Source organism: Streptomyces sp. MCA2 (assembly GCF_023544705.1).
GTDB lineage: Bacteria > Actinomycetota > Actinomycetes > Streptomycetales > Streptomycetaceae > Streptomyces > Streptomyces decoyicus.
Map to the genome: position 1 here is coordinate 99,915 of NZ_JAMJFM010000022.1, position 25,242 is coordinate 125,156.

19 protein-coding genes are annotated in these 25,242 nt (G+C 70.2%); 11 read left to right on the top strand and 8 right to left on the bottom strand.

Annotation, left to right across the window (positions count from 1 at the left end; genetic code table 11):
* Window positions 1-9: 9 nt before the first annotated feature.
* Complete coding sequence (locus M8I34_RS19765; protein WP_250050755.1) at window positions 10-2,913, bottom strand: BTAD domain-containing putative transcriptional regulator; 2,904 nt, start codon at window positions 2,911-2,913, stop codon at window positions 10-12.
* A gap of 616 nt (window positions 2,914-3,529) precedes the next feature.
* Window positions 3,530-3,943 carry a MerR family transcriptional regulator gene (locus tag M8I34_RS19770; RefSeq protein ID WP_250050756.1) on the bottom strand — a complete coding sequence of 138 codons (414 nt, stop codon included), beginning with the start codon at window positions 3,941-3,943 and terminating at the stop codon, window positions 3,530-3,532.
* A 188-nt stretch (window positions 3,944-4,131) separates the two neighbouring features.
* Here M8I34_RS19770 and M8I34_RS19775 point away from each other — a divergent pair, with 188 nt between their 5' ends.
* Both M8I34_RS19775 and M8I34_RS19780 read left to right on the top strand, forming a co-directional pair.
* Complete coding sequence (locus M8I34_RS19775; protein WP_250050757.1) at window positions 4,132-5,004, top strand: polysaccharide deacetylase family protein; 873 nt, start codon at window positions 4,132-4,134, stop codon at window positions 5,002-5,004.
* A gap of 437 nt (window positions 5,005-5,441) precedes the next feature.
* The gene (locus M8I34_RS19780; protein WP_250050758.1) at window positions 5,442-5,642 is read left to right on the top strand and encodes a hypothetical protein; all 201 of its coding nucleotides are present in this window, start codon (window positions 5,442-5,444) and stop codon (window positions 5,640-5,642) included.
* Between the two features lie 360 nt (window positions 5,643-6,002).
* Here the strand turns inward: M8I34_RS19780 and M8I34_RS19785 are convergent, their stop codons facing one another.
* The 3 genes from M8I34_RS19785 to M8I34_RS19795 form a co-directional block, all read right to left on the bottom strand.
* Window positions 6,003-6,443, bottom strand: coding sequence for a hypothetical protein (locus M8I34_RS19785; protein ID WP_250050759.1), 441 nt, complete (start codon window positions 6,441-6,443; stop codon window positions 6,003-6,005).
* 341 nt (window positions 6,444-6,784) lie between these two features.
* Window positions 6,785-7,924 carry a PP2C family protein-serine/threonine phosphatase gene (locus M8I34_RS19790; RefSeq protein WP_250050760.1) on the bottom strand — a complete coding sequence of 380 codons (1,140 nt, stop codon included), beginning with the start codon at window positions 7,922-7,924 and terminating at the stop codon, window positions 6,785-6,787.
* Window positions 7,925-8,015: 91 nt separating this feature from the next.
* On the bottom strand, window positions 8,016-8,342 hold the full coding sequence (locus M8I34_RS19795; RefSeq protein WP_250050761.1) for a plasmid stabilization protein: 327 nt from the start codon (window positions 8,340-8,342) through the stop codon (window positions 8,016-8,018).
* A gap of 784 nt (window positions 8,343-9,126) precedes the next feature.
* Between M8I34_RS19795 and M8I34_RS19800 the strand changes: the two genes are divergently transcribed.
* The 3 genes from M8I34_RS19800 to M8I34_RS19810 all read left to right on the top strand — a co-directional run bounded on the left by M8I34_RS19800 (window position 9,127) and on the right by M8I34_RS19810 (window position 13,263).
* Window positions 9,127-11,418, top strand: coding sequence for a transporter substrate-binding domain-containing protein (locus tag M8I34_RS19800; protein WP_250050762.1), 2,292 nt, complete (start codon window positions 9,127-9,129; stop codon window positions 11,416-11,418).
* A gap of 148 nt (window positions 11,419-11,566) precedes the next feature.
* The gene (locus tag M8I34_RS19805) at window positions 11,567-12,358 is read left to right on the top strand and encodes an alpha/beta fold hydrolase (RefSeq protein WP_250050763.1); all 792 of its coding nucleotides are present in this window, start codon (window positions 11,567-11,569) and stop codon (window positions 12,356-12,358) included.
* A 356-nt stretch (window positions 12,359-12,714) separates the two neighbouring features.
* Complete coding sequence (locus tag M8I34_RS19810) at window positions 12,715-13,263, top strand: FABP family protein (protein WP_250050764.1); 549 nt, start codon at window positions 12,715-12,717, stop codon at window positions 13,261-13,263.
* A gap of 132 nt (window positions 13,264-13,395) precedes the next feature.
* Here M8I34_RS19810 and M8I34_RS19815 read toward each other — a convergent pair whose 3' ends face one another.
* Window positions 13,396-13,923: a GNAT family N-acetyltransferase gene (locus tag M8I34_RS19815; protein ID WP_250050765.1), complete on the bottom strand. Its 528-nt coding sequence runs from the start codon at window positions 13,921-13,923 to the stop codon at window positions 13,396-13,398.
* Window positions 13,924-14,195: 272 nt separating this feature from the next.
* Between M8I34_RS19815 and M8I34_RS19820 the strand changes: the two genes are divergently transcribed.
* The 6 genes from M8I34_RS19820 to M8I34_RS19845 all read left to right on the top strand — a co-directional run bounded on the left by M8I34_RS19820 (window position 14,196) and on the right by M8I34_RS19845 (window position 22,372).
* Entirely contained in the window at window positions 14,196-15,902 is a 1,707-nt protein-coding gene (locus tag M8I34_RS19820; protein WP_250050766.1) for a right-handed parallel beta-helix repeat-containing protein, read from the top strand.
* Window positions 15,899-16,306: a hypothetical protein gene (locus M8I34_RS19825; protein WP_250050767.1), complete on the top strand. Its 408-nt coding sequence runs from the start codon at window positions 15,899-15,901 to the stop codon at window positions 16,304-16,306. Before M8I34_RS19820 ends, M8I34_RS19825 begins: the two co-directional genes overlap by 4 nt.
* 372 nt (window positions 16,307-16,678) lie before the next feature.
* On the top strand, window positions 16,679-18,124 hold the full coding sequence (gene argG, locus M8I34_RS19830; RefSeq protein WP_244416627.1) for an argininosuccinate synthase: 1,446 nt from the start codon (window positions 16,679-16,681) through the stop codon (window positions 18,122-18,124).
* Between the two features lie 535 nt (window positions 18,125-18,659).
* Complete coding sequence (locus M8I34_RS19835) at window positions 18,660-20,231, top strand: IPT/TIG domain-containing protein (protein ID WP_250050768.1); 1,572 nt, start codon at window positions 18,660-18,662, stop codon at window positions 20,229-20,231.
* Window positions 20,232-20,370: 139 nt separating this feature from the next.
* On the top strand, window positions 20,371-21,357 hold the full coding sequence (locus M8I34_RS19840) for an LLM class flavin-dependent oxidoreductase (RefSeq protein ID WP_250050769.1): 987 nt from the start codon (window positions 20,371-20,373) through the stop codon (window positions 21,355-21,357).
* A 127-nt stretch (window positions 21,358-21,484) separates the two neighbouring features.
* Window positions 21,485-22,372, top strand: coding sequence for a DUF4190 domain-containing protein (locus tag M8I34_RS19845; RefSeq protein WP_250050770.1), 888 nt, complete (start codon window positions 21,485-21,487; stop codon window positions 22,370-22,372).
* A gap of 202 nt (window positions 22,373-22,574) precedes the next feature.
* Here M8I34_RS19845 and M8I34_RS19850 read toward each other — a convergent pair whose 3' ends face one another.
* Together M8I34_RS19850 and helR are read right to left on the bottom strand one after the other, a co-directional pair.
* On the bottom strand, window positions 22,575-22,838 hold the full coding sequence (locus M8I34_RS19850; protein WP_250050771.1) for a hypothetical protein: 264 nt from the start codon (window positions 22,836-22,838) through the stop codon (window positions 22,575-22,577).
* A 165-nt stretch (window positions 22,839-23,003) separates the two neighbouring features.
* Window positions 23,004-25,157 carry an RNA polymerase recycling motor ATPase HelR gene (gene helR / locus M8I34_RS19855; RefSeq protein ID WP_250050772.1) on the bottom strand — a complete coding sequence of 718 codons (2,154 nt, stop codon included), beginning with the start codon at window positions 25,155-25,157 and terminating at the stop codon, window positions 23,004-23,006.
* Between the last annotated feature and the right edge of the window lie 85 nt (window positions 25,158-25,242).

Sequence of the window (25,242 nt, forward strand, 5' to 3'; positions counted from 1 at the left end):
GGGACGAGGTCAGTGACCGACGGCAGCCCCGGAACCCGTAGGGAGACCGAGAACCCGGTACAGTTCCGCGGCCTTCTCCAGATGATCCGCCGCTTCCCCGTCCTCCTGCCCGGCCCGGACGGCCCGCTCCGCCCGGACGGCCTGAAGGGACCTGCCGAGAGCCTGGTGGCTGCGCGCCATCAGCAGGTGTTCCTGGGCGAGTTGAGCGCCTTGCAGGGCCTGCCGCGCATGGTCGACGGCGGCATGGGTGTCGCCGGTCAGCAGGAGTGCCTCGGCGAGCCGGTACAGGCACTCGGTCTCGTTCCTGGCATGGCCGCTGGTCCGGGTGCGTTGCAACACCTGGCGGTAGAGCGCGGCCGCCTGTGCGGGCCGGCCGCCGTACAGCAGGGTGTCCGCCTCCGTCGTCATCACCCGGATCAGCCACTTCACGTCATTGCCGCAGGTCAGCAGACCGGCCAGCTCCCGGCACTGCTCGCGGATCCGGGCCAGGTCCCTCCTGCCGTCGGGGTCCTGGGCGCGGATCTGGAGCAGGAGGGTGCGCCGCCGTGTGACCAGCCCCTGGTCGCCGGTGACCACCGCCATCTCCACCGACCGCTCCGCATGGGCGCGGGCCGAGGTGAAGTCGGCGCGCATGGCATCGAGTTGGGCCAGCATCGCATGGGTGAAGAGAACCGTCAGGAAGGGCCGGTGGCCCTCGGCGGGCGCGGGAGAATCACCGAAGATCTCCAGCGCCTTCAGCAGGTGCGCCCGTGAGCGGTCGAGGCAGTCGAGCGAGGAGTGCTTCTTGAGGATCACCCCGGCCGCGTAATGAGCCGTGCCCACCACGTCCTCGTCGCAGTACGCCACCGCGGACCGCACCAGAGCGGTGGCCGCCGGCGCCAGCGTCCCGAGGGGCACGGTCTCCTCGAAGCAGGGGGCCAGCATCAGCCCGTCGACGGCGAGTGCCACCGCCTCCGGGTCTCCGCTGCCGGCCACCTGCTCCGCCACCGCGGCCACGGTGGGCAGCGCGCCCCGTATCCACCGCATCGCCTCCTGACCGGTCCCCACGTCCTCGCCCGCCGACCGCCGGGGCCGCAGCTCAGCGGTCAGCCGGCCGGCGAGCGGCTGGGTCGCCAGGACCGCTCCGGCGACACTGGCACACAGGAAGTCGGCCGCCCGGCGCATCACATGGCGGCGCTCCTCCTCGGCCAGCGCCACTCGGGCCGTAGCCCGCGCGTACGCCCCGACCAGATCGTGGTAGCGGTAACGGCCCGGTGCGCGGGTCTCCAGGAGTACCGCGTCGACCAGGGCTTCCAGTACGTCCTCCGCCTCCCGCTCCGGCAGTTCGAGAACCGCGGCGGCACCCTTCACACCGAACTCGACGCAGTGCGGAAGGGACAATTCCAGAAATGCCCGGGCCCGCTGCGGGGAGAGCTGCGCGTACGACTGCTCGAACACCGCCTCGACCGTCAGCTCACCCACCCGCAGTTCGCCGAGCAGCCTGGCCTGGTCGGACATCCGGGACAGCAGTGTGGCGACGGGCCAGGACGGCCGCAGCGCGAGCCGAGCGCCGATCGCCCGCAGCGCCAGCGGCAGATAGCCGCTGGCGGCGGCGAGTGCCGCGACGGCGTCCGGCTCCTCCTCGATCCGCCGGATACCGGCCACCTTGCCGATCAGCTCCACGGAATCGTGGGGTCCGAGGCCCTTCAGTGACACCTTGACGGCGGCCGGCAGCGCCGCCAGCTCACGGGCGGTGACCAGTACCGCGCACTGGTCGGCGCCGGGCAGCAGCGGTTCGACCTGGGCGACGCCGGCGGCGTTGTCCAGCACCACCAGCACGGCACGGTCCGACAGCAGGGTGCGGAACAGTGCCGCGCGGTCGCTCACCGAAGCCGGCAGGCGCTCGTGCGGCACGCCCAGTGCGGTCAGGAAACCGGCCAGAACGTCGGCCGGGTCACCAGGGGCTCCGCACGGTGCGCGCAGTTCGGCGTACAACTGGCCGTCGGGGAAGGACCCCGTGACCGCATGCGCGGTGCGCAGCGCCAGTGCGGTCTTGCCGACGCCGCCCATCCCTGTGATGACCGCGACGGGGTGCGCGGCATGCCCGCTGAGCGCGGCGACCAGCGTGCAGACCTCCTCGTGCCGCCCGGTGAAGTCGCACGGTACGGCCGGCAACTGGGCGGGCACCCCCAGCGCGGGGACGGCCGGCCGCACCTGCACGTCGGCCGGGGCGGCAGTGACCCTCGCCGTATCAGGAACCGCCAACAGAGTCCGGTCACCCGCCAGAACCGCGGCGTGCAGCTCGTCGAGGGCGGGGCCCGTATCGATGCCCATCTCGTCCGCGAGTACCTGGCGGGCATGATCGTAGGCCAGCAGCGCATCGGCGCTCCGCCCCGACCGGTACAGGGCCAGCATCAGCGCACCGTGCAGCCGCTCCCGGTACGGATAGGCCTCCAGGGCGCACAGGATCTCCGGCACCACCTCCTCGTGCCGCCCGCACGCCAGCGACACCTCCAAGTGGTGCTCCGTCGCCGAGGCCCGCTGTTCGGCCAGCGCCCGGCGCTGTTCCTGTGCGTAGGGCCCGGGGAGCCCGGCCAGCGCCGGGCCCTGCCACATACCGAGTGCCCCCTTCAGGACGGATGCGGCGTACGCGGCATCGCCCTGCGCGGCCGCACGCCTGGCCCGCAGCGTGAGTTGGCCGAACAGCAGAGCGTCGACACGCTCGGCCGGCAGTCGCAGCACGTAGCCGTCCGCCATGGTCCCGATCACCGTGGCCCCACCGTCTCCACCCGCAACGGCGCCGCCCTCCCCGCCCGCGGCGTGCGCACGGTCGAGGTATGTCCGCAGCCGATGGACGTAGTTCACGATCACTCGGCGGGCGGAGGCAGGCGGATCATCGTCGTACAGACCGTCCACCAGCTGGTCGATCGTCACCAGGGTCCCCGCACGGAGCGCCAGCGCCGCCAGCACGGCCTGTGGCCCCGGCGCTCCGGGCCGTCCTGCCGTTCCGTCAGCCGAAACATATTCGACGGGACCGAGCAGCCGGAGGTGGGCCACTCCGTGTAGTGCGGATAAGTGTGACATTGCTCCTGTATACCAACTAACCGATAGAAAGCCGGTGTTGCCGTGCCGGGACGCACGAGCAGGGTTGAATGCCCACCGAAAAACCGTTGTCGCGGACCACTACGGCACCGGCTGACGCCCACAGGTGTGAGTGGCCGCGCCGTCGGTGAAGAGGTTCACGGCGGAGTGGACCCGACGGTGGTCACCTGGCCGGAGCCGGCCTGCGAGCCGGAACCGGAAGCGCCGTCTCCGGTGCCGGTGGACGCCTGGGACGACCTGATGCGCGCATGTTGAGGTTCCCCCGTGTGATCGTGCCGGCCTCGCAAAGTCGCTTTCCCGCTGTGACACCAGCCTGGCCGGGCCCGCTGGCGTTTGGCTCACGCCCGGCTGATGTCCCGCTAACGACCCGGCGCCCGGTTCCGCCTCGTCGGCACCGATCGGAGTGTGGGCCCGCCTCCCTTGAACCGGATCGGTGTGCGCCAGGCTGCTAGAGCCTGTCGGATGACGGCTCTGCGGATGCCGCGACCTCAGCATCGGCACGGTTGTAGTCCAGCACCGCGTCGAGGTACTCGCCGATCGCGTCACGGTTGCGGGTCAGGCACCGGATGCGGTCGGTCATCCTGTCCCGTTCGTGTGTCAGCGTGGCGATCATTTCCGGTGTGGCATCGGGGAAGTAGATGGCCCGGGGTTTGTCGAGGCAGGGCAGGATCTGCTTGATGATGCGCGTCGGCAGTCCGGCGTTGAGCAGCCCTCTGATCTGTAGGACCCGGTCGACGAAGCGTTCGTCGTAGTCGCGGTAGCCGTTGGCGCTGCGACCGGCGGCGATCAGGCCCTGTTCCTCGTAGTAGCGCAACAGCCGGCGGGGGGTGCCGGTGCGGTCCGACAGCTCTCCGATGCGCATATGGCCCACCTCACCTATCACCGCATTGACATTCTCATCAATGTGAGGGTTCGACGATACACATGCGCCGCAGCCCGCAGGGCCCCACCGCATCCCACAGGGGCCCATCGCAGGGCTGAACGCCGATGCCCAACCCCACTACCCCACCGCAGTGTTCAACCGTCACGAGAGATGTGAACCGAGAACTGATGGACAATCAACTCTTCGACTACAGCCCCATCATCGAGCGCGAACCGATCCGCTGGCCGAACGGCGCGCGGATCGCCTTCTACGTCGGGCTGAACGTTGAGCATTACCGGATCGACCGCCCCTCGACGAGCATCTTTCCCGATACCAAGGCTCTGGCACCCGACCCACTGAACTACGGCTGGCGCGACTACGGGCCCCGGGTGGGCATCTGGCGGCTGATCGAGAGCCTCGACCGGCACCGGATGCGCGCAAGTGTGATGCTCAATTCCGACGTTGCCGAGCGCTACCCGCAGATCATCCGAGCGGGCCGGGAACGGGACTGGGTCTGGGCCGCCCACGGCAAGAACAACTCCGTCCTCCAGGCCGGTATGTCCCCCGAAGAGGAGCGCTCCTACCTGGCCGAGGTGATCGGCACCATCGAGAAGGCGACCGGACGCAAGCCGCGCGGCTGGCTGGGCCCGGCGCTCACCGAGACCTTCCGCACGCCCGAGCTGCTCGCCGAGCTGGGCCTGGACTACGTGCTCGACTGGGCCAACGACGATCAGCCCTACCGATTGAACGTGCCGGGCATGCTGAGCGTGCCCTATTCCATCGAGGTCAACGACGTCCAGCTGTTCGTCGGCAAGAGCCTGAGCGGCCCGGACTTCCTCCAGCTCGTCAAAGATCAGCTCGACCAGCTCTACGCCGATGCGGAGGGCAGTGGTCGCGTGATGTCGCTGGTCCTGCACCCGTTCGTCATCAACCAGCCCTTCCGGCACAGGTACCTGGACCAGGCGCTCGAGTACATCGCCAACCACCCGGGGGTGTGGCTCACGACCAGCGACGAGATCGCCGAGCACTACGCTGCTACCACGGCACCGGAAACAGTCTGACCGCCGATGCGCCCCACGAGCGTCTCCCGCGCTACGCTCACCGGGGCCGCCTCCTCGAAACGCCTCGCGAAGTCACTCGCGCGGAGAGCACCGGGCCTGCGGTCCGCCCATCCGAACGTGGGAGGGCTCACCCCATGCGTCGTCTGACGCGCTTTGCCGAGCCCGATCACGTAACATGATCATCGAATAGAGGATCTGGAGCGATTCACAGCCCCTCGCCGACACTGACACCCGGTACGACGTCCCACCGGACGGGCCCGAGAGCATCGTCTCCACGGCCACGTCGGCGAAGCTGCACCTCGCCGACATCTGGGCGGCATCGGCCCCGACGTGATGGCCGGCCCGCACCGCATCCAGACCCTCGCCGAGGTGGGCCCGACCGAGCCACCCATCGCAGCCTGACCACCGCTTACAGCCGTAAAACACCAAGGAACCTCATGTCCCCTTCAGCACCGCAGCAGCACAACGAGGTCGCTGCCCATGTCCCTCGTCCCGCAAAGCCCGACTACGCCAACGTCTTCATCGAACCGGCCTACGGGGACAATTACGTCGAAGCCGACCCGGAGGACGAGTTCGAGATGCCTGCCACCTCCTCCCGTGCCGCAAGCGCCTCCAGCCGGTCCCGTCGGACGAACTGAGACGGAGCGGTTCGGCCGGCCCCTGAACCTTCGAGCCGGTCCGTGCGGGCGTCATGCTCGGCCCCCTGAACTGGACGCGCAGCGAGCGGCGTTGCCGGACGGAAGCGTCGATAGCGCCGATATTCCGGAAGGCCGCAAAAGGCCGCAAAAGGCCGCAAGGCGTCCGGGCTGAGGCCTGCATCACCCCGGTCCGACCGTCCGGCCCTGGCTTTGCGAGGTCGGTGGTGCCTGTGAGCGCACGCGGCCGGTGAGGGCACGCGGCCGGTGGGTGCACGCGGCCGGTGGGTGCACACGGTCGGTGGGAGCACGTGGCCGGTGGCGGCGATGACGTATACGTGGTGAGAAGGCCGGTGGCCGGCGTCAGCCTGTGCTTTTGTCGTCCGTCGTGCCGGGGGTGTCTCCTGGCCGTTCATGATCGCCCGGTGGGGTCTGATCGCTCAGGAAGCGTTCGCTCTCCCAGGTCAGGGTGCGCTCGATCTGAAGGAAGTTCAGGCCCGTCACCTCGGCCAGCTCTTCTTCGTCGAGATCCGGCTGGGAGCCGAGGGCACGGCCGATTTTGCCGGCCCAGAGCTCTTCCTTGACGTACGGACGTTGCCGGTATTGCTGCCGGAGCTCGCCGAGGTGATCGGGGCCGCAGGCCACGAGTCGTCGCAGGCCGTCCTGCTCCGGATCGTAGGGGTGGATGACGGAAGAGTCCGGCACCAGGCTGAAGAGCTGTGAGGCAGGAGGGGCGGCTACTCCGCACAGGTCGCACAGCACCGGATCAGGCCCGGTGGCTGCCGACTGGTCACTGTCATGCATGCGGACTTTCTACTTCGATCCGCCCCGACTCAGGGTGTGCGGCTCGCGTGTACCACGGGACAGCACGCCGATGGCCCTCCCGTCCGGGAAGTCACGCCGGCCGCTGCCCCCGGGCGGCTCGTCCAGGCTGCTGCGGGACCGGGTCGGGCCGGTGCCCCCTTCTCCCTCTCCGTTCCCGCAGGAGGCCGGATCCGCAGGCACCCGGATCGGCAGGGGGCCTGGATCCGCAGAGCGCCGCCGACCTGACCGCAGAGCGCCGCCGGCCGCATGGCACCCCCGACCGCATGGCGCCGCAGACCGCATGGCGCCCACGCGGCGCCAAAGAGCTCGGCGGCCGGTGGTTACTGTCCGAGGGGACGGGCGAGGAGATCCTGTTGCGGCGGGGGCCGGTGCAGGGCGAGGAGCGCCTGGTCGTCCTGGGGGGCGCCGCCGCTGTGACGGCTGACGTCGCGGGCCAGAAGATCGAGGACCGTCGAGGGTTCCGGGAAATGGCTGGTCTGGCGCAGATAGGACTGCACCATGTGGGGGATCCGCTGCGCGGGGTCGTAGAAGGTGCCGGCAGGGTCGCGGGCCTCGGTGACGCCGTCGGTGAAGCACAACAGCATGGACCCGGGCGGGAACGGGTGCGTCTCCACCGGTGACGTCCAGGGCCCCAGGGCTGCGATGCCCAGGGGCGGTGCTTCCTCCTCCGGTGCCAGCACGCGTGCTCGGCCGTCCGCGTGCAGCAGCAGAGGGGCGGGATGGCCGCGGTTGACGATATGGACCTGGTCCAGGTCAGGGGAGAACTGCACGATCAGTGCTGTGGTGAACCCCTCGGTCGCGTCCAGGCCCTCCCGGCGCTGGCTTTCGCGCATTAGGGCCTCCTCCATGCAGTTCACCAGCGCGGGCAGGTCGGGCTCGTGGTCGGCTGCGTAGCGGAAGACCCCGATGTCGACGCTGACCGCCGTGACGGCGGACAGGCCCTTGCCCCGCACATCGCCGACCATGGCGCGCACCCCGAACGGCGTCTCCTGCATCACGTAGAGATCGCCGCCGATCAGCGCCATGTCCTCGGCCGGCACATAGCGGGCGGCGATCCGCAGGTCCCCCAGCCGGCTCGGAGGTGTGGGCAGCACGGCGCGCTGGGCCACCTCCGCGGCATAGCGGGCCCGGCTGGCGCTGACGTGCTGGGTGCGCAGGGACCGGTTCAGGCCGACGGCGAGTGCGGTGACGGCCGCCAGGGTGATCTGGACGGCCGCGTCGCCCTGCCAGGCGTAGGACCCGTCGACGAACGCCAGGCCCGCCTGCACGGCCATCGCCGTAATGCCGATGGTGATGATGCCCGCCGGGCTGAGCAGCGAAGCTGCCGTCACCGGCGCCACGGCCAGCAGGGGAGTGGACGACACCGAAGGAGGTGTCAGCAGATCTACCAACGCCGCGAGAGCGATCACCACGGCGGGAACCCAACGGCGTACCTGGGACAACACCGGCAACACCCTCATCAGGCCATTCTGCCCTCCGGCAGGCCCGCGACAGCGGAGCTGTCCGCGGTGACACTCCACAGCGGCCAAACGGCCGACATCGCGGGTGAAATCAGCGTCCGACGGCCCTGCGCAGCTGCTCCTTGTTCATGGACGAGCGGCCGTCGACGTTCTTCTTCCTGGCCTCTTCGTACAACTGGTCCCTGGTGGGGCCCTGAGGCCCGCTGTGGGAGCGTTCGCCGCCGCGTTGCGGGGCGGATTTGGGGTCGCGGGTGGAGGTCTTGCTCGCGGACCTCGCCTCGCCGGAGCGTGCACGTTCCTTGTTGACGGTACGCGCGGCCATCTCCTTCGCGCGGCGTTCGGAGACCCCGTGCTCCTTGGCGTTCTCCTTGATGTGCTCGTACTGCCGCTCGCGTTTCTTGCTCGCCCCAGCAGGCATGATGCAGCTCCTCGGTCGCTGTGCTGTCGGTCTCGGCGATGTGCGGCGCGCCCGCGGCCGGCGCATGTTCCAGCTCACGGGCGTGCACTCCCACTCCACTCCCAAACGCCGCCGGACGCGACACGACAGGACCGGCACGTCGCACTGACCACCCGGCGCGGCGGTCGCCTGCGCCTGCCACCGTTCGGGAGGGTTTCGGTGCCGCGGTCGGCAGGGAATCCCCGCTGACGTGGGCGATCGTGCGGGCGGTAGCCAGGACGCCGTCCTCGGCGCCGACGCATTCCGCCGATCGGGTCATGGTGTGGCGGGCAACCGACATCAGACGGCGTCAGAGGCATCAGACAGCATCAGATGTCCGCCATCCCCAGATCCCCAGGTGCATGCCGGGTGCGGGGCGATGCCCGGGAGACCGGTGGAGCGGCCGGGAGACCGGCGGAGGTGCGTGTGCGCCGGTGACCGTGACGCCCTCGCGCTGAAAGTAAATCGGGGTGTCCGTGCCGCACGACGTGCGGGCCAGGTACGACCTCGCGGCGGCGGAGGGCGGCGGAGGGCGGCGGAGGGCGGCGGAGGGCGCCGGGGCGTCGTGCCGGCGACTTCGTGTCGGCGACGTCGTGCCGGTGCGGGCCTGGCGGATCGCGGGGCACGGGGCGCCCGGGGACGGGGCCGGGGACGGGAGCGTGCGCGGGAATCGCGTGCCTCCTTGGACATGGCGTCCCCCCGGCCACCGCCCGGCATCACCGCCCGGCATCATCGCCAAATAGCCTCCGCCGGAGCATCCGGGCCCGTGCAGAATGGTGTCGGACAACTGCTGGCACGGGTGGGGGTATTGGTGCGACCGCTGGCGAAGCATGATCCGCAGCAGATCGGCCCGTTCCGGATCATCGGGCTGCTCGGTGGCGGCGGCATGGGACGGGTCTATCTCGGCCGCGCGGCGGACGGGCGGCCGGTGGCGGTGAAGACCGCGCGCTCCGAACTCGCCGACGACCGGGGCTTCCGTGCTCGTTTCGCCAGGGAGGTATCCGCCGCCCAGCAGGTGGGCGGACCGTTCGTGGCGCCGGTGGTCGATGCCGCGCCACACGACGACGTGCCCTGGATGGCAACCGAGTACGTGCCGGGTGTCTCGCTGACCGATGCCGTGCACGACTGCGGGCCGCTGCCCGAGCGCGCGGTGCGACTGCTGACGGCGGGCCTGCTGCACGCCCTGACGGCGGTGCACGCGCACGGACTGGTGCACCGCGACCTCAAGCCGTCGAACATCCTGCTCACCGCCGAGGGCCCGCGCGTCATCGACTTCGGCATTGCGCACTCCGCCGCGGACACGGCCCTGACGACTACCGGCACCGCCCTCGGCACCCCGGGGTTCATGGCGCCCGAGCAACTCGTCATGACGGGTCCCAAGGTCACGGGCGCGGCGGATGTGTTCGCGCTGGGCGGGGTGATCGTGTACGCGGCGACGGGCGGCGGCCCCTACGGGAACGCCGATCCGCAGGTCCTCATGTACCGCACCGTGCACGAGGAGCCGCGGCTCGACGAACTCCCGGACAGTCTGCGGGAGTTGGCGGCGGCCTGTCTGGCGAAGGAGCCGGAGCGGCGGCCCGCTCTGCCCGCCCTCATGGAGCGGGTGGGCGCACCTGGCCCCTACGGCGACTGGCTGCCGGACCCCGTCGCCGTAGCGCTCCGCCGTCTGTCCGCGCAGCTCAGCGATCCCAGGTCCCCGGACATGTTCGAGCTGCGTTCCCCGGCCGAGGGGCCCGCCGACGTCCCCTACGACCGGCTGCCGACCCGTACGACGGCGGATGGCGCACCGCCCCCGCTGTCGTACGACGAGGTGTCGCCGCCCGCGGGCACCCCCGCGCCTCCGCAGCCCGCCACTACTCCGTCCCCGGGCCCGTACGGCCCCGCCCTCGCCACTCCGTCCCCGGAGGGGTATGGCCCCGCCCTTGCCACTCCGCCGCAGGAGCGCCACAGTCCCGCTCCGCCACTGGGGCCGTACGCCGTCCCGCCGAACCGGCCTCCGCACTCTCCTGGGCAGACCGCTTCCCCTGGGCAGACCGTGTCCCCTGAGCAACCCGCGTCCCCTGGGCAGCCCATCTCCCCGGGGCCGAGCCGACGCCGTCTGCTCGCCGCGCTGTCCGTCGTCGGGGTCGGAGTCGGTGGCGGGGCCCTGGCCTGGACGCTTCAGCCGGACGGCGGGGACGGCGGCAGCACGAGCGACGGGGGCAAACCCGGCGGCGGCAGGAAACCGTCCGGCGGTTCCAAGCCGGGCGGGAACCCTTCAGCCATCGGGAGCCCGTCCGGCCGGTTGCCGAAGGAGCTGCGCGACAAGGGCATCGTCACCATCGGCTCGGACATCGCCTACCCGCCCATGGAGTTCGTCAGGGACGGCCGGCCCGCCGGTCTCGACATCGACCTCGCGCACGCCCTCGGCCGTGAGCTGGGCCTGCGCGTCACGTTCGTGAACGCCACCTTCGACGCCCTCCTCACCGGCCTGCACGTGAACCGCTTCGACCTGGTCATGTCCGCGATGGCCGACACCAAGGAGCGTCAGGAGGGGCGCACGGACGGCACGAAGACCGGCAGCGGCGTCGACCTGGTCGACTACTTCGAGGCCGGGCTCGTGCTCGTCGTCCGCAAGGGCAACCCGGAGGGCGTCAAGGCCCCCGAGGACCTGTCCGGCAGGAGCGTCGCCGTCCAGCGCGGCACGCTCGCCCGTGACTACCTGGACGAGGTGAACCGGCAGGTCACCAAGAAGGCGAAGATCCGGGAGTTCGACTCGCCGGCTGAGGTCTACGACGATGTCGCCAAGGGCCGGTCCGTGGCCTGTCTCGACGACTTCCCGGTCGCGGCCCACACCGCCGTGACCCGCGCAGGCGGCACCGCCCTCGAACTCAGCGGGAAGCAGCTCGAACCAATCCCCTACGGTGTAGCGGTCGCCAAGACCAACACGGCCCTGCGCGACGCCGTACGGGAAGCCCTGGACCGCCTCATCAGGAACGGCGAGTACGGGAAGATCCTCAAGAAGTGGCGCGTCGGGGACTGCGCGGTGAAGCGGGCGGTCGTCAACGGGGGCTCGTAGGGCGGCCGGGGCCGCTCCGGGTGGGCGCCGCGGCGGTACGGCCGTCGGGAAGTGTTCAGCCGGCCCCTGACCTGGTTGCTCGTACGGAGCGGTCGGCACCTACGGTGGAACCGGCCTGCCCGGCCCGCCCCGGACAAAGGAGACCCCCGTGCCCGACGCAGCCGTCCCCGCCGAGCGCCCTGCCGTTCTGCACTACACCGAACAGGGCCAGGGCAGCCCCGTGGTCCTGGTCCACGGTGCAGGAGGGAGCGGCGCCACCAGTTGGGGCAGCCTCCCCGAACAACTGGCCGCACACCACCGGGTTCTCCTGATCGACAACCCGGGTTCGGGCGACAGTGCCCTGCCCGAGGGGCCCCTCCAACTGGACGCCCTCGCCGACAGCATTGCCCTGACGGCCGCACAGGCCGGACTCGAACGCTATGCGGTCGTCGGATACTCCATGGGCAGCGCCATCGCCGTACGGCATGCCGTACGCCACCCTGCCGAGGTCACCGCGCTGGCCCTGCTGACCGGCTTCGCCCGCCCCGACACCCGGCTGCGTCTGGCCCTGCACAACTGGCAACAACTGATGGACGCCGAGCCCACCTTGCTGGGCCGATACCTCCTTCAGCTCTCCTGCGGCCCGGCCGCGCTCGACCAGCTGGACACCTCGGAGCTCGGCCGTCTGGCCAGGGAGACCGCTGCCGCTCTGCCGCCCGGCACGCGGCAGCACATCAACCTCGCCCTGCGCATCGACGTCCGGGCCGAACTGCGAGAGCTCAGCGTTCCCACCCTGGTGATCGCCGCGTCCCACGACATCCTCGTCACTCCCGACCACTCCACCGCTCTCGCACAAGGCATCACAGGAAGCCGCCTGACAGAGGTGATGTCCGGGCACGATGCGCCGACGGAACAGCCCGTAGCCGTCGCAAACCACCTCCGCAGTCTGCTGAACGGCTAGGGAGGCGGGCCAGGCGCCTGACGGTTGCCGGACCGGGCGAGTGAGTTGCCCGCGGAACGCCGTGACCAGCCCTCATCGCCCGAGGGTTCAGTAACCGGGTGCAGCAGGTGGCGCGGTAGGGAGGGCGGCGAGGGCGGGGAGGTAGGAGTGCCACTCGTTCGGGGTGAGGCCGTTGAGGCCGCCGTGGGCACGTTGGCAGAGCGTCCGGGCCGCATTGTCCGTGGCGGTGGCGAAGCTCTGAACGGGGATGTGCGTACGGCAGTAACCGCGTGGCGCGCCCTCCGCTGCCCGGCGCGCCGGTGGATCGACGCCCTAGGCTTCCACTCGTTACCGGCCTCGACCCAGGAGCGCACCTCATGTCCGACCACGCCCCGAAACACCCGTATCCCGACGCCTTGCGGCCGGACGAAGCACCTGCGCCGCACGCACTGCTCGCGCCGGTGACCGGGCTCCTGGGCACCTGGGCCGGCCGGGGCCGTGGCGGGTACCCGACGCTGGCCGAGGAGTTCACGTACGCGCAGGAGGTCACCTTCAGCCACGACGGGCGTCCTTTCCTCCACTACGAGGCGCGCGCCTGGCTGCTCGATGCCGACGACACCCCGCTGCGGCCGTCGGCCCGGGAGAGCGGCTGGTGGCGGCTACAGCCCGATGGGCGGGTGGAGGCATTGATCACCCAGCCCACCGGCATCGCGGAGATCTCGGTCGGCCGTGCCGGCGACGGCGTGGTCGACCTCACCACCCATGAGGTGGCTCTCGCTCCCACCGCCAAGGAGGTCAACGCCACCCGCCGCCGCTACACCCTGACCGACGAGGACACACTCACCTTCGTCCACGACCTCGCGGCCGTCGGCCAGCCGCTGCAACACCACCTTTCGGCCCAACTCCGACGGGGGGCCGGCAGCTAGGCCGCGCCAGGGGTACGTGCGCTGGTGCGGATGCGCGGGCCGGGGCTGCCGGGCCGGGTCTGCGGGTGCGGGTCTGACTTCGGCGCCGGCGCCGGCTGCGGGACGGGAGCCAAGCAGAGACGTCCCTTCCCTTCAGCCGAATCGCAATCGCAATCGCATCCGCACGTAGTCGGCTCCTCCGGGCCCGGGCCGTCGCCCGCCGTCCGCACCCCAGCCGTGCTTGACGTAGAACTTCCGGGCCCGGACGTTGGCCTCCCACACCTCCAAAACCCCACTGGCGAACCCGCCCGCCACCACCCTGTCGGTGAATGCGCTGTGCAGCGCACCGCCTGCCCCGCGTCCCCAAGCGTCCGGATGGACGTGGATCTGGAACAACTGCCGGTAGACCGAGGCGTCGACGTCCGCGTCCTTCGGCGGTCCCATCGCGAGGGCTCCTACCACCCTGCCTTCCCGGCCCTCCGCGCACAGTGCGGTCATGTCCGGCGACCGAACAACCCTTGCCCACCTGTCCTTCCGCTTGTCACGTGCAGCCACGTCGGCCAGTTCCTCTGCGGCCACCCCGCCCACGGTGTAGTAGGCACTGCGGGCTCTGGTGTGGATATCCGTCATCGCTTCCACATCCTCGGTCGATGCCTCTCGCACTCGCATGCTGTCGCTCATGAGCTGTACGACGCCGAATTCAGAGGGCTCCGGTTCCAAGTCCTCGTCCTCAGCCCTCCTGCGCGCCAGGCTCTGCAGCCCCGCCCCTCCCCGCCCCGCCGTGCACGAAGGCGGCAATTGTCGGTTCGGGCAGGCTGGACAGGATCCCGGCGGCGGGGTAGGGGGCGTCCAGCGGGCCATGGTCGGCGTCAACGTGCTGAGTAGCCGCCGCCGTTCAGCTGCTCGGGTAGCATCGGCGGCTCCAAGCGAGCGGCGTGGGGGAGAAGGCGGGAATGGTCGCGAAGTACTTGGTCTCGCCGGGTGGTGGTCGTCGTGCTTACGCCAACATCACGTCTGCTCTCGCCGCTGCGGCCGGACGGGGCCGAGCGGCGCTGGTCGAGATCGCGCCCGGCCGCTACGAGGAGGCGCTCACGGTCCGCGGCGAGGTCCAGTTGGCCGCGATCGGCGGCCTGGGCTCCGTGGTGGTGAGCCGGCCCAGCGGTGCCGTCCTCGACGCCTTCGGGGCGGTTCGTGTGCACGGCCTCGTGCTGATCGGACGGGATGCCGACGTTGTCGGCTGTCATGCGGGAACGCTCACGCTCGAACACTCGGAGGTCCGTGCGCACAAGGGCGTCAGCGTGCACGCGAGGCCGAACACCTCCGTGACGCTGCGGGACAGCGTGATCCTTTATGGCCGGACCCTCTTCTCCGGATCCGGCGGGCTCGTCGAACGGTGCCGGTTCACCGACGCCGCCGACAATGCCGTCGCGGTGATCGAAGGCGCCGATGTCTCGGTCCGTGACAGCTGGATCGGGGGCAGCCGGATCCACGGCGTGCGCGTCAGCGATGCGCGGGCCCAGGTCACCGGGTGCGAGCTGACCGGCACCGGGAAGGCGGCCCTCATGGCGGACACGCGGGCGGAGCTCTCCGTGAGCGGCTGCGTGATCAACGCCGTGCACGCGGAGGCAGTCATGTTCATCGAGCAGTCCAGGGGCTCCGTGGACGGCACGCGCGTCACCGATGCGGAACATGGGATCGGAGTGGCGAGTGGTGCCGACCCGGTGGTGCGCGGCTGCGCGTTCACAGAGTGCCGCGATACCGGCATCAACGTCCAGACGTCAGGACGTGGCAGGTTCGAGGACTGCGAGGTCCTCGACGCGGGCAATGTCGCGGTGTTCTCGACCAAGGGCGGCGCTCCGGAGGTCCACGGCTGCCGCATTGCGCGAGGCAACGTCGGTATTGCCGTCACCGACGCCGCCAGAGGCCGCTTCACCCGGGTGGACATCGAGGACCTGACGGGTACCGCACTGCGGGTCCTCGACGAGTCCAGGGCCGTGTTCGAGCAAGTCCGTGTGGAGCGCTGTCCGTCGGGCGTGGAGACCCGGGGCAACGGAGGCACGACGGCCGAGGTCACCGACGCGGGGTTCCGTGACTTCGACATGGCCGCGGTGGCCGTCCTCGGTCAGTCCCGGGTCACGCTCAAGGGCGTGGCGGCGGAGCGCGGAGTGCTGGGCTTCGGCGTCGGCGAGGACGCTCAGCTGCTCGTGCACGACTGTGACGTCAAAGCGGTGAGCGCCGGTGGGGCCATCGCGTTCGGTAAGGGCAAGCTCGTCGCGAGGAACCTCACCGTGACCGGCTCGGAGGCATTCGGCCTCTGCGGAAAGGACGACGCCTACCTGGACGTCGTGAACAGCGAGTTCGTCGACTGCGCGGCCGCGGGGGCGAGTTTTGACGACTCGTGCGGCGGCCGGCTGGTGGACTGTTCGGTGCAAGGCACGCGAGGGGTGGCCGTACAGGACAACGGCCGCGTCGACCTGGTCTCGCTCCGCACGTCGCTGTCGGTCGTCAAGCAGGTCACCAAGCCGGTCGAGCTTCCGCCGACCATCGTCAACAACTACTACGGCCCGGTCTTCCACGCCGCGGTCCACGGTGCTCAGCTGGCCTGGAACAACAACAACGCCATCCAGCAGCAGACCAATGAGGACGGAACCCGCACATGAGCGAGCCACAGAACGTCAACAACTACGACGGGCCCGTGTTCCACGCCGAGGTCTCAGGCTCTCAGTTCGCCTGGAACAACGACACCGTCACCCAGAACCAGCAGAACAACAGCACCGTCGCCCCGGGCTTCGAGGCACTCGCCGAGCTGGTCACCGACCTGCTCCGGCAGCTGCCCCAGGCCGGTCTCGCCGATCAGGACCGTGAGGACACCGAGTCCGCGGCCAGAGAGGTCCTCGCGACGATCACCCAGCCGAACCCTCCCGAGGAAGGCAGGCTCCGCCGCGCGCTCGGCATGCTCAAGGGAGCGCTGGCCCCGGTCGCGACCGGAGTGGTGGCCGGTACGGCGGTGGGGGCGCAGGAGTGGGCCCGGACGGCGATCGAGGGTTTGACCCGCCTCGTCTGATCACCCGGGAGGAAGCACTACGGGCGCCGCTCGGTCTTCGTCACCACCACGACGACCCGGGTCGGCACCCCCGGAGAAGCGGAACCGGTCGGTGAGGCGTGTCCGGCTGCCCGGCATCTGTCTCACCTGCCTTCTGCCCGGCGTCACCGGCCTCACCTGCCTTCTGCCCGTCGTCATCTGTCTCACCTGTCTCACCGGTCTCGGCCTGTCTCACCTGCCGTCGGGCGCGCGCTCTCCTGGCCCGGCAGGCGCACGCACTCGCGGTCCGGCAGGCGCACGCACTCGTGGTCCGGCAGACGTACACACTCGTCCGTCACCAAGACGGCGGCCCAAACCTTTGCATGATCATGCGCGATTATGCATAATCTTCCTATGTCTAAGGTCCTCACCTCCCTTCCCGCCGGCGAGCGCGTCGGCATCGCCTTCTCGGGCGGCCTCGATACCTCGGTCGCGGTCGCGTGGATGCGCGACAAGGGCGCCATCCCGTGCACCTACACCGCCGACATCGGCCAGTACGACGAGCCCGACATCGCCTCGGTGCCCGGCCGTGCGCAGGCCTACGGTGCCGAGATCGCGCGCCTGGTCGACTGCCGCGCGGCGCTGGTCGAGGAGGGGCTGGCCGCGCTCACCTGCGGGGCGTTCCACATCCGCTCGGGCGGGCGTGCCTACTTCAACACCACGCCGCTCGGCCGGGCCGTCACGGGAACCCTCCTGGTCCGGGCGATGCTCGAGGACAACGTCCAGATCTGGGGCGACGGCTCGACTTTCAAGGGCAACGACATCGAGCGGTTCTACCGGTACGGCCTGCTCGCCAACCCGCACCTGCGGATCTACAAGCCCTGGCTGGACGCGGACTTCGTGACCGAGCTCGGCGGCCGCAAGGAAATGTCGGAGTGGCTTCTCGCCCACGGCCTGCCCTACCGCGACAGCACGGAGAAGGCGTACTCCACCGACGCCAACATCTGGGGCGCCACCCACGAGGCCAAGACCCTGGAGCACCTGGACACCGGCGTGGAGTCCGTGGAACCGATCATGGGCGTGCGGTTCTGGGACCCGTCGGTCGAGATCGCCGCCGAGGACGTGACGATCGGCTTCGACCAGGGCCGCCCGGTGACGATCAACGGCAAGGAGTTCGCCACGCCGGTCGACCTGGTGATGGAGGCGAACGCCATCGGCGGTCGGCACGGCATGGGCATGTCGGACCAGATCGAGAACCGGATCATCGAGGCCAAGAGCCGCGGCATCTACGAGGCGCCCGGTATGGCCCTGCTGCACGCGGCGTACGAGCGCTTGGTCAACGCGATCCACAACGAGGACACCCTCGCCCAGTACCACAACGAGGGACGGCGCCTCGGCCGGCTGATGTACGAGGGCCGCTGGCTGGACCCGCAGGCGCTGATGGTGCGCGAGTCGCTTCAGCGCTGGGTCGGCGCGGCCGTCACCGGCGAGGTGACGCTGCGGCTGCGGCGCGGTGAGGACTACTCGATCCTCGACACCACGGGCCCGGCGTTCAGCTACCACCCGGACAAGCTGTCCATGGAGCGCACCGAGGACTCGGCGTTCGGTCCGGTGGACCGGATCGGCCAGCTCACCATGCGCAACCTCGACATCGCCGACTCGCGCGCCAAGCTGGAGCAGTACGCCGGGCTCGGCCTGATCGGCACCGCCAACCCCGCCATCGGCGCCGCCCAGGCGGCCGCGACCGGGCTGATCGGCACCATGCCGGAGGGCGGCGCCGAGGCCATCGCCTCCCGCGGCGAGGTCTCCGGTGACGACGAATGGCTGGACCGCGCCGCGATGGAGTCCGGCACGGACTGACCAGCCCTGTCGAGCGGACGGCTCGGCACCCCTGCTCGACACCCCTGAGGGGGATGCACCACCGGAAAGGCCGGCTCGGCGCCCATGGCGTCGAGCCGGCCTTTCCGTACGCGGCGTCCGTACGCGGCGTCCGTACGCGGCGTCCGTACGCGGCGTCCGTATGCCGCGTCCGTACACCCCGTCTGTTGTACGCCCCGTCCCGAGCAAGCTGCGCCCCGCCGGGTTCTCCCTACGGCGCACGCCATCCCACGGCCACCCCGCAGCCGAGGGGGCCGCCCCCCTCGGCTGGGACGCTGCCCGGCCCGGGGCTGGGCCAGGCGCCTGAAATCCGCGGCTCCGCAGAGCCGCCGGCCCCAGCGGCCGGGCACCGTGAAACAGGATGAAGCCGATCAATACGACCCATGCGACCCATGCGACCCATGCGACGGTCGGAGTGGTGCACATCTGCCGGGACGCGGGTCCGGAGGCCAGGGCCCCGGAGGCCCGTACGGAGCGGTCGTGGCCCACTTCGCCCCGGTGACAGCAAGGAGCCCATATGACGAAGGCGCCCGAGTCGAACCCGACTCCAGCCCAGGTCACCATGACCCTCTCCGCACTCGCCGCCACGGCGGCAACCCCGCGCCCCTCGGGTGAAACCCTGCAAGAGCAGGCCCAGCGCGCCATGCGCGGCATCACCGCCCAGCTGAAGGACGTCACGCTCGCCACCCACGGCACATGGCAGCTGATGTGGCTGGCGCTCAGCCCGGACAACGCGAACCTCGTGTACATCGCGTGGAACTCCGACGGCTCCAACCAGTTCGCCGTGGTCGTGCGCGGCACGATCGACAATCCGACCGACATGATGGAGGACCTCGGCGTCGGCACGGTGGTGCCGTTCACCGCCGGCGGATCGGCGAACATCGCCGTCTCGTCCGGCGCCATGGCCGCGTTCACCCAGGTCGCCACCGCGCGCGGCATCACCGGGGCGGCCGCCGAGCAGGCACCCGAGGACCGGCCCGGTGCGCCGGGCGCCGTCGTCCCGTCCAACGCAACCCTCAAGCAAGCACTCGCCGCCGCCCTCTCGGCCCGACCGCCCATGCCCCAGCCGGTGGTCTACGTGACCGGCCACAGCCTCGGCGGCTGCATCGCCACCATGCTGGCCACGTATCTCCAGGCCCAGACCTGGGGTGCGAACAAGCCGCTGTTCGCACTCGTCACCTTCGCCGCCCCCACCGCCGGCCTGAAGAGCTTCGCGGAATACGTCGACTCCCGGCTGTGGAGTCTGAACGAGCGCTACGTCAACGCCTACGACCTGGTCCCGCGGGCCTGGGCCGATCTGCCCACGGCCAAGGGCTGGTACCCGCCCCCGGGCCCGGCGGCCAACGAAGAGGTGAAGCTCCTGCTGACGGAGATCGACCTGCTCCGGAAGGGCAACGCCTACGTCCAGCCCAGCGCCACAAGCGCCAAGACGATGAACACGAACTACTCGATGTACGACAAGGAGCTCGTCAACAAGACCACCGGCGACTACCTGGGCCAGGTCGCGTTCCAGCACGCCAACGCCACATACCTGACCCTGCTGGGCGCGCCCGTCGTCCCCGCCGGGCCGGTGGTGACCGCGGTCAACCCCACCGCCGGTCAGGGCAACACGCAGGTCGTCATCACCGGCAGCGGGTTCGACGCCAACAGCGTCGTCGACTTCGGCCCGATCCCGTGCACCGAATTCAAGGTGGACCAGTCCGGTATGCGGATCACCGCCGTCGCGCCCGACGGGACCGGCCTCGTCGACGTCCGTGTCACCAACAACCTCGGTACGTCGCCCGCCGTCGGGCTGGGGAAGTTCGCCTACGACAACGGCCCCGCGCCCGTGGTGGTCAGCGCGGTCGCCCCGCGCAGCGGGAAGGCCGACACCCGAGTCACCATCAACGGCTCGGGGTTCGCTGCGGGGGCGGTCGTACGGTTCAAGGACACTGTCGCGGGCTCGGTCACCGTCAACTCCCCGACGATGATCACGGCCGCGGTGCCGGCGCGGCCGTTCGACCTGGAGAAGACCGTGAACGTCACCGTGGCGGTCGGCGTGGCCACATCGCCGACGGGCACGGCCGACGAATTCACGTACGCGGGTTGAGCCGCGGGGCCTGCCGTACCCGCCCGGCGGGTACGGCAGGCCCGTCGGCCGTGAACAAGGAGAACGCCGCACCTTCTCGAACAGCCGCATCTTCGCGAACAGCCGTACCTTCTCGAACACGCGATCCTATGCTGACGGCATGATCGACGTACCTCTTTCGGCGCTGGAAGTCGCGATGGTCCAAACGGGCACCCGGCCCGTGGAAACCCTGCGCGACACCACCGCCTTCGCGCAGGGACTGGAACAACTGGGCTACCACCGGATCTGGTACGCCGAGCACCACCACTCGCCCGCCATCGGCGCCTTCCCGCCCGTCGTGCTGACCGCGCACGCTGCCGCCTCGACCTCGGCCCTCCGACTCGGCTCGGGCGGCGTGCTGGCACCCAACCACCCACCCCTCACGCTGGCGGAGCAGTTCGGAACGCTGGCCGCTCTGCATCACGGCCGTATCGACCTCGGTATCGGCCGTGGCCCCGGCACCTTCGACGCGGCCACCGCGCGCGCACTGCGCCGCGGAGCCGGACCGACGACGGATGCCGAATACCACGACGACGTAGCCGCGATCCTGTCCTTCCTGGTCGACGAAGTCGCACTCGACCCGCTGCCGGAGCCATGGCTGCTGGCCTCCAGCACCGCAGGTGCCGCTCTCGCCGGAAAGCTCGGCCTGCCGATCGCCCTTGCACACCACATCCGGCCGGACAACACCCGTGCGGCGCTGGACCGTTACCGTGCCGCGTTCACTCCGTCCCGTTGGTGCGAGCAACCTCGGGTGCTGGTGTGCGTGGAGGCCGTGTGCGCCGAGACGGAGGAAGAAGCCGCGTGGCGCGTCGGACCGATGGACGTCGTCAAATCCGGGCTCCTCAAAGGCCTGAGTGAGATCCCCTTCCCCACGCCCGCGGACGCGGCGGTCCACCCCTTCACGGAAGCGGAGCGACAGGCGCTGGCCGGCTTCCGCGCACAGCAAGCCGTCGGGACACCCGAAACCGTCGTCCGACGGCTTGCGCAACTGGCCGACGAGACCGGAGCGGACGAACTGATGCTGACCACACCCGTCTACGACCTCCGCGACCGCCTTCGCTCCTACGAACTCATCAGGAAGTACGCCGAGGCCACGACAGCGCCGTAGGGAGCACTAGGGGGAGCGCCGACGCAGGGCCGGGCGGGCCGGTAACCGATATCGCCCACGAGAGGTAATAAAAACGGAAAATGGTCTGGTACGGTCCGAGTTCAGCGACTCGCGTGAAGGAATCCGCATGACCACGCCCGTACCTCCCGACGGCGCCACGCCTACGGGCCCGCAGCCGCAGGACCTCGATCCGTGGGCCCCGCCGTCCCAGCCGGGTGGCATGCCCCGCCTGCCGTCCCAGCCGGGTGACGTGCTGAGCCCGCCGTACCCCATGCAGCCTTCGCAGCCGCGTAACGGCATGGGCATCACCGCCCTGGTGCTCGGTCTGGTCGGCGTCGTCCTGGGCCTGTTCATCATCCTGTTCTGGATGTCCTGGTTGCCGGCCCTGCTGGCCGTGATCTTCGGCTCCGTCGGACTGGGCCACGCGCGCAAGGGCCTGGCCACCAACAGGCCCATGGCCATCAGCGGTCTCGTCCTGGGCATCGTCGGCCTGCTGATCGCGGCCGGCAGCGCGGCGGTCACCGTGGTGGCGGTCAAACACGTCGTCGACAGCACGCGCGCGAAGGTGAAGGAAGCCGATGAGGCCAAGGAGTCGGCGGCAGCCGCGGAGAAGGCCCGTCACCTGTCCTTCGGCGAGCCGTACACCTTCGGCAACGGCCTGAAAGTCACGGTGTCCAAGCCGTCGCCGTTCACCCCGGACGAATTCGCCAACGGTCACGAAAAGGGCAACAAGGCCGTTCAAGTCACGGTCACCGTGGTCAACACCGGCACCAAGCGGATCGAGGTCGAGACCGGCCTGCCCGACGTCAATGACGCCGACGGCGCCTCGGCCGAGTTGGTGATCGACGGCAGCGGCCGTCAGAAGGTCATCACCGGATATGTCCTGCCCGGCAGGAAAGCCGTCGGCAAGTACGCCTTCTCACTGCCGTCCGATGCCGCCCATCGGATCGAGGTCGAGTTCAGCCCTGACGTGGCACGTTGGGACGACGCCTACTGGAGCGGCCCGACCCGCTGACCGCACACCGTCGTCGGGCAGTGCCCAATAACTGCCCCAAAACCGCGGCTGGGCATCGCGTTCTCTCTCCCCCTCCCCGCATCCGGCGCAAGTGCCGCCGGATGCGGGGAGGGGGGAGTGCCCGGCGAAATCCCTGCGGCCCACTCCGCGTGGAAGTGGGCCGGGGTGCCCGGGGGCCCGGGGTGTCCGGAGCGTCCAGGGCCTATTGCCTCGGGCAGTCGTCGTCGCCGTCGTCTTCCAGGGCGGCCACGCCGGCCTTGTATGCGGCGTACGGGATCTGCCCTAGGACCGCGAGGCGTTCCAGTTCGGCGGCTTCGTTCTCATGGGCGATCCTGCGGCTCTGTTCTGCCTGTTCTCTGCTGTACTTGACGGCCTTGGCGCGCTGCCTGGAACGGTTGCGCTGTATCTGCTCGGCAATCATCTGTGCGGTTTGTTCGAAGTAATCGTCGTGCCTGCCCGACCACATCTCGCCCCCTCGCTTTCGATGAACAAGACCGGAAGCCGGATTCAGGATATCCGGGTTCCGGGCTTCATTTCCGGGTTCCGGCTTCCGGTCCGTTCGTGCCGGTGAGGTCGTGAACGACGTTTCGGCGAGGGGTATTTGGCGGCGATCGTGTTGTCCAGGCCGATGTCAGGAGCTCGTGAGGATGACGAGTTGCTGGGTCGCCCGGGTCATCGCCACATAGCGGTCGACCGCTCCCTCGACACCCTTGCCGAACTCCTCCGGGTCGACGAGGACGACCAGGTCGAACTCCAGCCCCTTCGAGAGCTCCGGGGTGAGCGACCGGACGCGGGGCGTCGCCCGGAACGTGGGGTCGCCGATGACACAGGCGATCCCGTCGGCATGCGCGGCGAGCCAGCTGTCGAGGACCGTGTCCAGATCCGCAACCGATCCGTGGACGACGGGGATGCCGCTGCTGCGGATGGAGGTCGGCACATTCGCGTCCGGGAGCTCGGCCCGGATGACCAGCTCGGCTTCCGCCATGACCTCTTCCGGCGTGCGGTAGTTGATGCTCAGGGACGCAACGTCGATCCGGTCGAGCCCGACCCGCTCGAGCCGTTCCTGCCACGACTCCGTGAACCCGTGCCTGGCCTGGGCGCGGTCCCCGACAATGGTGAAGCTCCGGGACGGGCAGCGGAGCAGCAGCATCTGCCACTCCGCGTCGGTCAGTTCCTGTGCCTCGTCCACGATGATGTGCGCGAACGGGCCGGAGAGCAGGTCCGGTTCGGTGCCGGGCAGGGCGCTCTCGTCGACCAGGGTGTCCTGGAGGTCCTGTCCGCGCAGCATCCCCACCGCGCCTTCGCTCTCGTCGATCAGGACGTTCTGAAGCAGGCCGTCGATGACGTCGGCCCGGCGGGCACGTTCGGCGGCCACGGAGGCCTCGTGCCGCCGCTTGCGTCGTGACGCCTCCGGGTCGCCGAGCCGCTGGCGTGCCGCGTCCAGCAGCGGCAGGTCGGACACCGTCCAGGCCTGGGCGTCCGCGCGCTGTAGCTTGCGCACGTCATCAGGGCTGAGCCGGGGAGCGCACTTGCGCAGGTAGGCGGGCACCGACCACAGATCTCCGACGAGGTCACTCGCCTCGATCATCGGCCAGGCACGATTGAGGGTCCTGACCAGCTCTCTGTCCTGGAGGAGCGACCTCCTGAGCAGCTCGGGCGGGGCGTCGCTGTCGTCCTTGTCCATCAAGATCGTGAGCAGCTCCTCCCGGATCTGGTCACGCGCCTCGTTGTGCGGAGTGCCTGGTTCCACTGCTGCGAACGCCGCCGCCCAGTCCTCGGCGCTCAGCCAGATGTCGGACCAGTGGGTCGAAACCGCCATCCCCTCGGTGGGCGGCTCCTCGTAGATACCGACGGCCGGCTCGATCGCCTTCACCAGGTCCGCGGACGACTTCAGAAGGGCCACGTCCGGGTCGGTCTCGGCCGCCGCTCCGGCCCCCTCGGCGACGAGGTCCCGCAGGGTGCAGGTCTGCACGCCCTCCTCTCCCAGGCTGGGCAGGACATCGGCGACGTAGGCCAGGTAGGGCTGATGCGGACCGACGAACAGCACGCCGCCCCGACGGTGGCCGAGGCGAGGGTCGGAGTAGAGGAGGTGGGCGGCACGGTGCAGAGCGACGACGGTCTTGCCGGTACCCGGACCGCCGTCGACGACCAGAGTGCCGCGGGACCCCGCCCGGATGATGGCGTCCTGGTCGGCCTGGATGGTGGCGAGCACGTCGCGCATCCGGGCCGACCGGTTGCCGCCCAGACTGGCGATGAACGCGGACTGGTCGTCGAGCGCGGCGTGCCCTTCGAGCCCGTCGGCGGTGAACACCTCGTCCCAGTAGTCGCTGATCCGGCCGCGGGTCCAGCGATACCTGCGGCGGCTCGCCACCCCCATCGGATGGGCGTGGGTCGCCGCGAAGAACGGCTCGGCCGCGGGGGAGCGCCAGTCGAGCAGCAGCCGACGCCCGGCGCTGTCGGTGAGGCCGAGGCGTCCGATGTACACGGGCTCGGGATCGTCCGCACTGACGATGTGCCCCAGGCACAGGTCCAAACCGAAGCGGCGCAAGGTGCGCAGGCGGCCGGTCAGCCGGTGGATCTCCGCGTCCCGGTCCATCGCCGCGCGGCCGATGCCGCCGGGAGCCCTGCGCTCGGCTTCGAGGCGGTCGGACAGTTCGGCGATCGTTTGCTCCAGGCTCTCCGCGATGGCCGCGAAGTGCCGCTCGTCGCCGTCGATCAGCGCCGGGTCCGCCTTGGGGGAGAGGTGGTCGGGAAGGTCGAACGCGCTGGTGGTCAGGGGGTTCATGTCATCAGCTCCGGTCCGCGGTCGCTGCCGCCCTGTCCGACGGCGCGCACACTCGCACCTCGGTGTCGAGTGCCCGCAGCCGCAG